The following is a 12,045-nucleotide window of genomic DNA, read 5'->3' as shown; positions in this document are numbered from 1 at the left end:
TCGACACCCTGCTCCGGCACCCTGCCGCCGCTGACATAATCGGCAGATGCCGCTGCTCCGCCCTCCGGACGCCCTGGAGACCGATCGCCTCGTCCTCCGGGATCGTCAGGTCGGCGAGGCCGACGTCTACCGCCGCCTGTGGACCGAGCGGGACCCGCGGGTGCCCGCGCACCGGCGCATCGGTCCCGACGGCCGGCCGACCGTGGAGGACATCGCGGCGCAGCTCCTCGCCGAGCAGGACGAGCCGGGGCCCCGGTTGCTGGCGGTCGAGCGGAAGGACTCGAGGGACGTCATCGGGTACTGCGGCCTGACGGTCCGCGGGAGCGGGACGCCCGACGAGCCGGAGCTCGCCTTCGAGCTGCTCCGCGCGGTGCACGGCGCCGGCTACGGGACCGAGGCGGCCCGCGCCGTGGTCGGCTGGGCGACCGAGGTGGGCTACGTGCGCTTGTGGGCGGAGGTCTGGGACTGGAACCTCGCGTCCCGACGCGTCCTGGCGAAGCTCGGGTTCCAGGAGACGGGCCGGGTGGAGCGCACATCGATCCACGGTCAGAGCCTGCTGACCGTCCGTGAGGCGTCGCCCGTGCCCGGCACCCGCTAGCCGCTCGAGGTCCGGTCCCGGCCGTCGAACTCGTGGCTCAGGAGCGACCAGACGGCCTTGTCGTGGAACGTGCCGTCCACGAGCCACGCCTCACGCAGGTCACCCTCGTGCACCATGCCGAGCCGTCGGGCTACCGCGATGCTGCGCAGGTTGTCGCTGCGGCAGCGCCACTCCACGCGGTGCATCCCCCGCACCTCGAACGCGTACCGCAGGAGCTCGGTGACGGCCGCGGTGATGTGCCCGTGCCCCTCCCCCGCGGGCTCCGACCAGCAGCCCACCTCGCAGACGCCGGCGGCCGCGTGGAACTCCACGAACATCACCCCGCCCACCAATGTGCCGTCCGCCCAGATGCCGTAGATGCGTGGCCCGTCGTGGGCGAGGTGCTCGGCGTAGCGGGTCAGCGTGGCGTGCGCGCCGGCGACGTCGTCGCTGAGGAACGACGGGCCGACCCACGGACGGATGTGCTCGCGGGCGCGGTCCATGTGGGCCGCGAACTCGGCCGCGCGCCACGGCTCGAGGGCGTCCAGGTGGGCGCCCGTCTCCAGCTCGGTCGGAGTCATCGTGGTCCCTGCTCGTCGTGTGCGCCGCGGACGGCGTCGGGTCCGCCCGCAGGCCGGGGCGCCTACCCGGACCGGCGCCTCGACGACCGTACGCTCCCGACATGGCCGTCGGTGGGAGTCGCAGGGCACGCGCGGCGCGTCGCCGGCAGCGCCGGATGGACCGCGTCGAGCACGACCTCACGCCGGACCAGTGGGCCGCGCTTCAGGACACCTGGGCCGGGTGCGCGTACTGCGGCGCCCCCGACGGGCCGCTCCAGCGCGACTGCGTCCTGCCGATCTCGCGCGGCGGGCGCTACACGCTGGAGAACGTCGTGCCCGCGTGCCGCTCGTGCAACACGAGCAAGTGCAACGACGAGGTCACGGCCTGGATCCGGCGGAAGCGGCTCGACGAGCGCGCGTTCCTGCAGCGGTACGTCGAGCTGCGCGCCGAGCTCCGGCTGCGGTTCCCGGCGACCGCCGAGCCCGCGGCGGTCAGCTCACCGCCCTCGTGACCAGCTCGGCGATCCGCTTCTCGTCGGCGGCCGTGAGCGACGTCAGGGCGAACGCGACCGGCCACATGGTGCCGTCGTCGATCGTGGCGGCGTCGTTGAAGCCGAGCGTCGCGTACCGGGTCTTGAACTTCGAGGCGGCCTGGAAGAAGACGACGACCTTGCCGTCCTTGGCGTAGGCGGGCTGCCCGTACCAGGTCTTCGGCTCGAGCTCCGGGGCGGCCTGCGTGATGACCGCGTGGATCCGCTCCGCCATCGCGCGGTCGGCGTCGCCCATCTCGGCGATCTTGGCCAGCAGGTCCGCCTCGCCGTCGCCGGACGTCTTGCCGCGGGTCTCCTTGGCGCGCTCCTTCATCGCCGCGCGCTCTTCGGCCGTGAAGCCCTCGGACTTCGTCGTCGCCATCGTCCTGCCTCTCTCGTCGTCCTGGGGAACGACTCCCACCCTAGGGACCGGCGCCTGACCTGCGCTTCTCCGATGCTGCTCGATCAGGCGCCGACGTAGGCCGCCAGGTGCTGGCCCGTGAGCGTCGACCGTGCGGCGACGAGGTCGGCGGGCGTGCCCTCGAACACGACCCGGCCGCCGTCGTGGCCGGCGCCGGGACCCAGGTCGACGATCCAGTCGGCGTGCGCCATGACGGCCTGGTGGTGCTCGACGACGATCACCGACTTGCCCGAGTCGACCAGGCGGTCGAGCAGCCCGAGTAGGTTCTCCACGTCGGCGAGGTGCAGGCCCGTCGTCGGCTCGTCGAGCACGTAGATGCCGCCCTCGTCCGCCATGTGGGTGGCCAGCTTCAGGCGCTGACGCTCGCCGCCGGAGAGCGTCGGCAGCGGCTGGCCCAGGCTCACGTACCCCAGCCCGACGTCGACCAGCCGGTCGAGGATCGCGTGCGCGGCGGGCGTGCGCTGCTCCCCCGCGGCGAAGAACTCCTCGGCCTCCACCACCGACATGGCCAGCACCTCGCTGATGTCGCGGCCGCCCAGGTGGTACTCCAGCACCGAGGCCTGGAAACGCTTTCCCTCGCACTCCTCGCAGGTCGTGGCCACCCCCGCCATCATGGCCAGGTCGGTGTAGATCACTCCCGCGCCGTTGCACGTGGGGCACGCGCCCTCGGAGTTGGCGCTGAACAGCGCGGGCTTGACGCCGTTGACCTTGGCGAACGCCTTGCGGATGGGCTCGAGCACCCCGGTGTAGGTGGCGGGGTTGCTCCGGCGCGACCCGCGGATGGCCCCCTGGTCGATGGACACCACCCCCGCGCCGGCGGGGACTGACCCGTGCACGAGCGAGCTCTTGCCGGAGCCCGCGACGCCCGTGACGACGACGAGCACGCCGAGCGGGATGTCGACGTCGACGTCGCGCAGGTTGTGGGTGGTCGCGCCGCGGATCTGGAGCGCGCCGGTGGCGCTCCGGACACTCTCCTTGAGGCGGGCGCGGTCGTCGAAGTGGCGCCCGGTGAGGGTGCCGCTCCCCCGCAGCCCCTCGACCGTGCCCTCGAAGCAGATGGTGCCGCCGGCCGTGCCAGCGCCCGGTCCCAGGTCGACCACGTGGTCGGCGATCACGATCGTCTCGGGCTTGTGCTCGACGACGAGCACGGTGTTGCCCTTGTCGCGCAGGCGCAGCAGCAGGTCGTTCATGCGCTGGATGTCGTGGGGGTGCAGGCCGATGGTGGGCTCGTCGAACACGTACGTGACGTCGGTCAGCGACGACCCCAGGTGGCGGATCATCTTGATCCGCTGCGCCTCGCCGCCGGACAGGGTTCCGGACGGCCGGTCGAGCGAGAGGTAGCCCAGCCCGATGCTCACGAACGAGTCGAGCGTCTCCTGCAGGGAGACGAGCAGAGGCGCGACCGACGGCTCGTCGAGGCCGCGCACCCACTCGGCGAGGTCGCTGATCTGCATGGCGCACACCTCGGCGATGTTGACGCCGCCGATCCGGGACGAGCGCGCGCCCGCGTTGAGCCGGGTGCCGTCGCAGTCGGGGCACGTGCCGAAGACGACCGTGCGCTCGACGAACGCCCGGATGTGCGGCTGGAGCGCGTCGACGTCCTTGGACAGGAACGACTTCTGGATCCGCGGCACCAGGCCCTCGTAGGTCAGGTTGATGCCCTCGACCTTGATCTTGGTCGGCTCCTTGTAGACCAGGTCGTGCAGCTCCCGCTCGGTGAACTCCCGGATCGGCTTGTCGGGGTCGAAGAAGCCGCAGCCGGCGAAGATCCGGCCGTACCAGCCGTCCATGCTGTAGCCCGGGATCGTCAGCGCGCCCTCGTTGAGCGACTTGGTGTCGTCGTAGAGCTGCGAGAGGTCGATGTCGCTCACCTTGCCGGTGCCCTCGCAGCGCGCGCACATCCCGCCGGTCAGGGTGAAGCTCCGGCGCTCCTTGGTGGTGGTCGCCCCGCGCTCGATGGTCACCGCGCCGGCGCCCGAGACGGACGCGACGTTGAACGAGAACGCCTGCGGCGAGCCGATGCGCGGCTGCCCGAGGCGGCTGAAGAGGATGCGCAGCATGGCGTTGGCGTCCGTGGCGGTGCCGACGGTCGAGCGGATGTTGGCGCCCATCCGCTCCTGGTCGACGATGATCGCCGTGGTCAGGCCGTCGAGCACGTCGACGTCGGGCCGCGCCAGCGTCGGCATGAAACCCTGGACGAACGCGCTGTAGGTCTCGTTGATCATCCGCTGCGAGTCCGCGGCGATCGTGCCGAACACCAGCGAGCTCTTGCCCGATCCGGAGACGCCCGTGAACACCGTCAGCCGGCGCTTGGGCAGCTCCACGCTGACGTCCTTGAGGTTGTTCACCCGGGCGCCCTGCACGCGGATCAGGTCGTGGCTGTCGGCAGGGTGCCGTGCGGGCGCAGTGGTCTCGGGCGTGGTGTCCGTGGTCATCGGGTCCCCATCTGGTGCGCGGCCGGTCTCACGGTCACGCTAGCGGCGTCGTCGGACCGCGTGCTTCTCGACACGTGCGCGATCCGCGTGCACGGCACCCCGAGCCTCCTATAGTTGAATGGTCAACCATCGAGAGGACGCCCATGCCCGACTACGGCCACGAGCTCGTGCTCGGCACCTTCCTGACGCCGTCCGCCCAGGACCCGCACCAGGTCGTCGCGCTGGCGCAGGCCACCGAGCGCGCCGGGCTCGACCTGGTGACGTTCCAGGACCACCCGTACCAGCCGGCGTTCCTCGACACGTGGACGCTGCTGTCCTGGGTCGCGGCGTCCACCGAGCGCGTGCACGTGGCGGGCAACGTGCTCAACCTCCCGCTGCGCCCGCCCGCCGTCCTGGCCCGCGCCGCGGCCAGCCTCGACCTGCTCTCGGGTGGCCGGTTCACGCTCGGGCTGGGCTCCGGGGCGTTCTGGGACGCGATCGTGGCGATGGGCGCCCCGCGCCTCACGCCGGGGCAGGCCGTGGACGCGCTCGACGAGGCCATCGACATCATCCGCGGCATCTGGGACGCCGACGAGCGCCGGCCGCTGCGGGTCGCCGGCACGCACCACCGGGTCGACGGGGCCAAGCGCGGCCCGGCGCCGGCCCACGACGTGCCGATCTGGCTCGGCGCGTACAAGCCCCGCATGCTCGCCCTGGTCGGGCGCAAGGCCGACGGCTGGCTGCCGAGCCTGGGCTACCTCAAGCCCGGCGACCTGGCCGACGGCAACGCGCGGATCGACGACGCGGCGCAGGCCGCCGGGCGCGACCCGCGCGAGATCCGCCGGCTGCTCAACCTGGGTGGGGGCTCGGCCAGCGGCTCGGGCTTCCTGCAGGGACCGCCCGAGCGGTGGGTGGACGACCTGCTCCCCCTGGTCCTCGACGACGGCATCGCGACGTTCATCCTGGGCGGCGACGACCCGGCGACCATCGCGATGTTCGGCGAGGAGGTCGCCCCGGCGCTGCGCGACGCCGTCGCCGCGGCCCGCGCCACCGCCGGGACCTCGACCGGCTCGGTCCGCCCGGCGGTCTCGCTGGCCAAGCGCCGCCCTGGCATCGACTACGACGCCCTGCCCCCGTCGCTCGTCGCCACCGCGGTCGAGCCGGGCGACCGGGAGTACGGCCGCGTTCGCTCGTCCTACGTGTACTCGGGCTCCCCCGGGCTCGTGCTGCGGCCGCGGGACGCCGCGGGCGTCAGCGCGGCGCTGGGCTTCGCGCGCGCCCAGGACGTGCCGCTCGCGGTGCGCAGCGGCGGGCACGGGATCAGCGGCCGCTCGACCAACGACGGCGGCATCGTCATCGACGTCGGCGCGCTCGACCAGGTCGAGGTCCTCGACCGGGAGCGGCGGCTCGTCCGGCTCGGTGCGGGCGCACGCTGGGGTGACGTGGCGGCCACCCTGTCCCCGCACGGCCTCGCGATCAGCTCGGGCGACTACGGCGACGTGGGCGTGGGCGGCCTGGTCACCGCGGGCGGCCAGGGCTTCCTGGGGCGCTCGTACGGCCTGACGCTCGACCACGTCGTGGCCGCCGAGCTGGTGCTCGCGGACGGGCGGGTCGTGCGCACCGACGCCGAGCACGAGCCCGACCTGCTCTGGGCGGTGCGCGGTGCGGGGGCCAACTTCGGCATCCTCACCGCCGTCGAGATCGAGGCCGCCGAGGTGGGCAACGTCGTGCACGCGACGATCGTGTACGACGCCACCGACGCCGCGCCGTTCCTGACCGCGTGGGCGCAGCTGGTGGAGGACTCGCCGCGGCAGCTCACCAGCTTCCTCAGCCTGGTTCCGGCGCGCGGCCAGAACCCGGCGGTCGGCTACGCGATCATCGTGTGGGCCGACGACGACACCGAGGCGGCCGTCGTCGCCCTCGAGCGGTTCCTCGACCTCGCGCCCGTGCTCCAGCAGCAGGCACAGCTGGTGCCGTACGCCGCAACCGTCGCCGCCCACCACGGCCAGCACACGGGCGGCGCCGACTCCGCCGCGCGCGGCGGCCTGGTGGAGCACGTGACGCCTCCGCTGGCGGACCTCCTGGCCCAATTGCTGGCCGCGGGCGACGCGGACATGGTGCAGCTGCGTGCCGTCGGCGGCGCGGTCAACGACGTCGCGCCCGACGCCACGGCGTACGCGCACCGCACGCAGAACTTCTCGCTGCTGGCGTCCGCCCGGGCGAGCCGCCGCACCCAGATAGACGCCTGGTGGGACCGGCTCGCGCCGCACCTGCGCGGCGTCTACCTGAGCTTCGAGACCGACCAGTCCCCCGCGCGGGTGGCCGAGGCGTTCCCGCCCGAGACCCTCGCCCGGATCGCTCGGCTCAAGGCCGTCTACGACCCCGAACACGTGTTCGACGGCAACTTCGGCGTCACTCCCCTGGCGGCCGAGGACGCCGTGCCACGATGACGGGATGAGCACCCCGGACGACATCTCGAGCACCATCGCGCAGGTCGAGCAGCAGGAGCACGACCTCGTCTTCAGCACGTTCACCCACGACGACGCCTGGCGGCTGGGCTGCCTGCTGGTCGAGCTCGCCCAGGAGCGGGACCTGCCGGTGACCGTCGACATCCGGCGCGGCACCCAGCAGCTGTTCCACGCCGCGCGGCCCGGCACGACGCCCGACAACGACAGCTGGGTCGAGCGCAAGGTGCGTGTGGTCGAGCGGTTCGGGGCGTCGTCCTACCTGGTCGGCCTGCGGGCCAGGGCGAAGGGCACCACGTTCGCCGAGCAGCACGACCTGCCGCTGCAGCAGTTCGCCGCGCACGGTGGGGCGTTCCCCGTGCGGGTGCGCGACGTCGGCATCGTGGGCGTGGTCACCGTCTCCGGGCTCCCGCAGGCGGACGACCACGCGCTCGTCGTGGAGGCTGTCGCCGCGCACCTCGCCTGAGCCGCCCCCAGCCCCATCCTCGAGTCCCGGCGTCCACGAGCCGCCACCGGTCGGCGTGGTGGGGCGGCCGGCCGCGCGAGGCTCCTGGCCATGACGCAGACCGGGGACCACGGCTGGTTCGAGGACGACGACTGGGACGACGACGAGCACGACACCTGGGGCGACGAGCCCTGGCTCGTGGACGACGCCGGGCCCGACGACGACCTCCCCGACGCGCCCGGGGCGAGCCTGCGCTCGGCCGGCGACGCCCTGAGCGTCCTCCTCGACCTGGTCGGGCCCGAGCGCGCGGGTCCGCCGGCCCTGTGGTTCCTGCTGCTCGACGCCGCCGACCGCACGCTGCCCGTGGTGCTGCCGATCACCGACGTCCCTGCGCGGGCCGACCAGGCGGTCGCCGGCCAGCTCATGGGGCTGCTCGCCACCGTGCTGGACCGGGACTCGCCGGGCGGGTCGGTCGTGGTCGGGCTCGTGCGGGCCGCCGGCGGCGACCGCGGGGCGTTCGAGACGTCCTGGGGACCGGCCCTGCGCCGGGCGGCCGACGAGTCCGGGGTGCGCCTTTGGGCGGTCGTCGCGCTCGGCGCGCACCGCGCGCGCGTGCTCGAGTGGTGACGCCGCGTCAGGGGGCCGCCACGTCGATGGCCGCGAGCTGCTCGAGGTCGGGCTCCCACGCGATCGACGCGACGTTGGCGCGCAGCTGGTCGGGCGTGCGCGCCCCCGCGATCACGGTGGCCACGGCCGGCTGCGCGGCGAGCCCGCCGAGGGCCAGCGTCGGCAGGTCGATGCCCCACTCGCGCGCGAGCGACTCCAGGGCCTCGATCCGGTCGAAGTCCGCCCGGGCCAGGCGCTCGGGCATCCGGGTGAGCCGCGAGCCCTCCGGCGCCGACCGGTCGCGCCGGTACTTGCCCGTGAGCAGGCCGGACGCGAGCGGGACGTACGGGATCAGGCCGACGCCCACCGTCTCGAGCGCCGGCACCAGCTCCGCCTCGGCCGTGCGGTCCAGCAGGTTGTACCGGTCCTGCGCCGAGACGAACGGCGTGGTGCCCGTGGTCCGGGCGGTCCAGTCCGCGTCCACCACCTGCCACGCCGCGAAGTTCGACGTGCCCAGGTACCGGACCTTGCCCTCCACCACGAGCTCGTGCAGCGCGGCGAGGGTCTCCTCGATGGGGGTCGCGGGGTCGGGCGCGTGCATCTGCAGGAGGTCGACGTGGTCGGTGCCCAGACGGGCCAACGAGCTCTCGACGGCGCGGCGCACGTACCGACGCGACCCCCGGACCCCCCAGTCGGGGCCGTTCAGGCCGCCGGTGTCCAGCCCGAACTTGGTGGCCAGCACGACGTCGTCGCGGTGGGCACCCAGCGCGGCGCCGAGCAGCTCCTCGCTCTGGCCGGGCACGCCGCCGTAGACGTCCGCGGTGTCGAAGAACGTGATCCCGGCGTCGAGCGCGGCGTGCACGAGTGCGGGCACGCCGTCGGGCGGCAGCGTGGCGCCGAACGTGTTGCAGCCGAGGCCGGCGACGGAGACCGTCAGACCGCTGTCGCCGAGCTGTCGGAAGGACATCTCGGCCGTGGTGCGGGACCCTGGAGGGGTGGACGTGGGGGCAGGTGTGGAAGAATTGCTCACCCGGGCAACATTAAGCCTCTCCCCCGCCCTCCACCGGTGTTCACCAGACCTTCACGTCGACCTGGAACACTGGAGGGGCCACCACCGTTGACATCGGTGGAAGTTCTCACTCTCGACGGCCGTACAACGGCACGGAGGTTCCCCAGATGGCAAACCGGTCCCTGCGCGGCATGCGCATCGGGTCCCACAGCATGGAGACCGAGGACGGCGTCGAGTTCGCCCCCCGGCTCCAGGCTCACTACGACTGCCCCAACGGGCACACGATCATCCTGCCGTTCTCGGTCGAGGCCGACGTCCCGGTGGTGTGGGAGTGCCGGTGCGGCGAGGAGGCGCTCCTGCGTGACGCGTCCAAGCCCGAGGTGAAGGCCGGCAAGCCGCCGCGCACGCACTGGGACATGCTGCTCGAGCGCCGCACGGTCGGCGAGCTCCAGGAGCTGCTCGACGAGCGCCTGGACCTGCTCCGCTCGGGCAAGCTGCGCCGCAGCGCCTGATCGGTGTTCTGCGCGGGCTCAGCCCGCTGTCCGACAGAACGCTCCCGCCACACGGCGGGAGCGTTCTGCTATGCCCCACCGCGTCACGCTGACCAGCGCCTCGACCACGATGCCGCGGCTCATCTTGGAGCGGCCGAGCTCACGCTCGACGAACGTGATGGGCACCTCGACCACGCGCGCGCCCGTGCGCACCGCACGCCACGCCATGTCGACCTGGAAGCAGTAGCCCTGCGACGCGACGTCGCCCAGCTGGAGCTCGCGCAGCAGGTCCGCGCGATAGGCGCGGAAGCCGCCCGTCGCGTCGCGCAGCGGGATGCCCAGGATGAGCCGGGTGTAGGTGTTGGCGCCCCGCGACAGCACGTGCCGGCTCAGCGGCCAGTTGAGCACGCTGCCGCCCGGCACCCAGCGCGAGCCCAGCACGAGGTCGGCGTCGGCGGTGCGCGCGAGCAGCCGCGGCAGGTCCTCGGCGCGGTGCGAGCCGTCGGCGTCCATCTCGACCACGACGTCGTACCCGTGCTCCAGCGCCCACCCGAACCCCGCGACGTAGGCGGTGCCCAGCCCGAGCTTGCCCGCGCGGTGCAGCACGTGGACCCGGCGCCGTCCGCCGTCCGCCACCTCGCGCTCGGCGATCTTCTCGGCCAGCTCGCCCGTCCCGTCGGGCGACCCGTCGTCCACCACGAGGACGTCGGCGTCCGGCACGTGCGTCCGGAGGCGCTCGAGCGCGCCGGGCAGGTTCTCGAGCTCGTCGTACGTGGGGACGACGACGAGCACCCGCTGGGGGTCGGAGGTCATGCGGCGGTCTCGTTCCGGTCGGCGCGACGCACCCGGTGCGCGCCGGCCATGCCGGCGAGCACCACGCACACCGCGAGGGCGTCGATGATCCATGCGGGCCACGAGCCGAGCCGCGTGGCGGGCGTCAGGGTGTCGCGCAGGGGAAGGTTAGCCACCATCTGCTCGGCGGTGAAGAGCCCGGTCTGCTGGCTCACCACCCCGTTGGGGTCGATGACGGCGCTGACCCCGACCGTGGAGATCTGCACGGTCGCGCGGCCGTGCTCGATCGCACGGATGCGGGACATCGCGAGCTGCTGGGTGGACTCGTCCGAGACCCCGAACGAGGCGTTGTTCGTCTGCACCACGAGCACCTCTCCCCCGGAGCGCACCGCCTCGCGCACGATGCCGTCGTAGGCGACCTCGAAGCAGATGACGTCGCCGATGCCCACGGTCCGCCCGAGGCGCTCCGACTCGAGCGGCACGTAGCCGGGCCGGTCGCCGGCGATCATGTCCCGCGTCACCAGGTCCACGGCGGACGAGAAGTGCCGCACGAACGACCGGATGGGGATGTACTCGGCGAACGGTGCCGGGTGCTGCTTGGTGTACGACGCGGTGACCCCGACGCCCGGCTCCCAGAGCACCGCGGTGTTGTACCGGCCGCCGCTCGGCGGGTACTGCACGGTGCCGACGAGCATGGGCGCGCCGACCGCCTGGGCGGCCCCGTCGATCAGGTCCGCGGCCTTCTGGTCGGCCTGCGGGTCGATGTCGGTCCCGTTCTCGGGCCACAGCACGAGGTCGAGCTGGCCGGGCTCCACCTGGTCGAGCAGCGCGAGCGTGCCGGTGACGTGGTTGTCGAGCACGGCCTCGCGCTGGCCGAACGCGTCGAGCCCGGTGCCCGGGACGTTGCCCTGGACCGCGCCGACCCGCAGGTAGCCCTTCTCGGCCTGGGTGTCGAGCGGCACCAGCAGGCCGAGCAGCAGCACCGCTGCCGCGACGGCCGTGGCGACGACGACGCGCGCGACCTGCAGGCGGCGGGCGGCCAGGACGGCCTGCGCGAGCAGCACGCCGACCACCACGACGGACCCGGTCAGCAGCGGGGTGCCGCCGAGCGACGCCAGCGGGGCCAGCGGCGAGTCCGCCTGCGAGAACGCGAGCCGCGCCCACGGGAAGCCCCCGAACGGCCAGGCGGCGGCCAGCTCCTCGATGGCGACGAACAGGATGGCGAAGACGACCACCTGCAGCCCGGCGCTGCGCCAGACGGCGTTCCCCCGGCGCGCCCAGGCCCAGGCGGCACCGAACAGGGCGAAGAGCAGGGCCTCCAGCGTGCTGAGCGCGATCCACGGGATCTGGCCGACGGCCCCGTCGGCCCACGTGATCAACGGCGCGACGAACGCGAGCCCCCAGACCAGCCCGACGAGGGCGTTCCAGCGCGCGCTGTCCCGCCGCAGGGCCAGGAAGAGCAGGGCGACGCCGACGAACGCGGCCCCCCACCAGCCCGGCGCCGGGAACGCGAGGCGGGTGAGCACACCACCCGCGACGGCCAGGACGAGAGTCCACCATCGGGCGGGTTCACGGGCGGGCACCCCAGGAGGGTACGACAGTCGGCTGAGGTCCGACCGACCGGCCCGCGTGTCCTTCGTACCGGTCGGCGTGCAGGCGCACGGACCGTTGTCTACTGAACACGCGGGCCCGGTCGGAGCCCTACCCCCTCCCGCGGCGCCCCAGGCCCGACGTC

At 73.4% G+C, this 12,045-nt stretch carries 12 protein-coding genes; 6 read left to right on the top strand and 6 right to left on the bottom strand.

The genetic code is table 11. The features are described from left to right. Positions 1–46 precede the first annotated feature (46 nt). Positions 47–598, top strand: a complete 552-nt coding sequence (locus AB5970_RS06265; RefSeq protein ID WP_370503059.1) for a GNAT family N-acetyltransferase — start codon at positions 47–49, stop codon at positions 596–598. On the opposite strand, the gene AB5970_RS06260 is transcribed toward AB5970_RS06265, so the two are convergent. Beyond that, positions 595–1,158: a GNAT family N-acetyltransferase gene (locus AB5970_RS06260; protein WP_370503058.1), complete on the bottom strand. Its 564-nt coding sequence runs from the start codon at positions 1,156–1,158 to the stop codon at positions 595–597. The two genes, AB5970_RS06265 and AB5970_RS06260, sit on opposite strands and share 4 nt — an antisense overlap. Positions 1,159–1,313: 155 nt before the next feature. Between AB5970_RS06260 and AB5970_RS06255 the strand changes: the two genes are divergently transcribed. After that, positions 1,314–1,649, top strand: a complete 336-nt coding sequence (locus AB5970_RS06255) for an HNH endonuclease (RefSeq protein ID WP_370503057.1) — start codon at positions 1,314–1,316, stop codon at positions 1,647–1,649. Here AB5970_RS06255 and AB5970_RS06250 read toward each other — a convergent pair. Together AB5970_RS06250 and AB5970_RS06245 are read right to left on the bottom strand one after the other, a co-directional pair. Further along, complete coding sequence (locus tag AB5970_RS06250; protein WP_370503056.1) at positions 1,630–2,049, bottom strand: iron chaperone; 420 nt, start codon at positions 2,047–2,049, stop codon at positions 1,630–1,632. The two genes, AB5970_RS06255 and AB5970_RS06250, sit on opposite strands and share 20 nt — an antisense overlap. Before the next feature lie 83 nt (positions 2,050–2,132). Further along, a complete protein-coding gene (locus tag AB5970_RS06245) occupies positions 2,133–4,523 on the bottom strand; it encodes an ATP-binding cassette domain-containing protein (protein ID WP_370503055.1) in 2,391 nt (796 codons plus the stop codon). A 143-nt stretch (positions 4,524–4,666) separates the two neighbouring features. Between AB5970_RS06245 and AB5970_RS06240 the strand changes: the two genes are divergently transcribed. From AB5970_RS06240 to AB5970_RS06230, 3 genes are all read left to right on the top strand, one after another. Next, complete coding sequence (locus AB5970_RS06240; protein ID WP_370503054.1) at positions 4,667–6,952, top strand: LLM class flavin-dependent oxidoreductase; 2,286 nt, start codon at positions 4,667–4,669, stop codon at positions 6,950–6,952. Positions 6,953–6,956: 4 nt separating this feature from the next. Next, the gene (locus AB5970_RS06235) at positions 6,957–7,433 is read left to right on the top strand and encodes a heme-degrading domain-containing protein (RefSeq protein ID WP_370503053.1); all 477 of its coding nucleotides are present in this window, start codon (positions 6,957–6,959) and stop codon (positions 7,431–7,433) included. A gap of 90 nt (positions 7,434–7,523) precedes the next feature. Beyond that, positions 7,524–8,039 (top strand): hypothetical protein, encoded by a 516-nt coding sequence (locus AB5970_RS06230; RefSeq protein ID WP_370503052.1) that lies wholly within the window; start codon positions 7,524–7,526, stop codon positions 8,037–8,039. Between the two features lie 7 nt (positions 8,040–8,046). On the opposite strand, the gene AB5970_RS06225 is transcribed toward AB5970_RS06230, so the two are convergent. Continuing rightward, positions 8,047–8,985, bottom strand: coding sequence for an aldo/keto reductase (locus AB5970_RS06225; RefSeq protein ID WP_370503051.1), 939 nt, complete (start codon positions 8,983–8,985; stop codon positions 8,047–8,049). 209 nt (positions 8,986–9,194) lie between these two features. Between AB5970_RS06225 and AB5970_RS06220 the strand changes: the two genes are divergently transcribed. Continuing rightward, positions 9,195–9,539 (top strand): RNA polymerase-binding protein RbpA, encoded by a 345-nt coding sequence (locus AB5970_RS06220; protein WP_055914529.1) that lies wholly within the window; start codon positions 9,195–9,197, stop codon positions 9,537–9,539. An 18-nt stretch (positions 9,540–9,557) separates the two neighbouring features. On the opposite strand, the gene AB5970_RS06215 is transcribed toward AB5970_RS06220, so the two are convergent. Next, complete coding sequence (locus AB5970_RS06215) at positions 9,558–10,331, bottom strand: polyprenol monophosphomannose synthase (RefSeq protein ID WP_370503050.1); 774 nt, start codon at positions 10,329–10,331, stop codon at positions 9,558–9,560. Next, on the bottom strand, positions 10,328–11,893 hold the full coding sequence (lnt, locus tag AB5970_RS06210; RefSeq protein ID WP_370503049.1) for an apolipoprotein N-acyltransferase: 1,566 nt from the start codon (positions 11,891–11,893) through the stop codon (positions 10,328–10,330). The genes AB5970_RS06215 and lnt overlap by 4 nt, the downstream gene beginning before the upstream one ends. Positions 11,894–12,045: the final 152 nt, after the last annotated feature.

This window comes from Cellulomonas sp. ICMP 17802 (genome assembly GCF_041295535.1).
GTDB lineage: Bacteria > Actinomycetota > Actinomycetes > Actinomycetales > Cellulomonadaceae > Cellulomonas.
The sequence above is the reverse complement of the archived record's forward strand: the minus strand, read 5'-3'. Positions and strand labels throughout refer to the sequence as shown.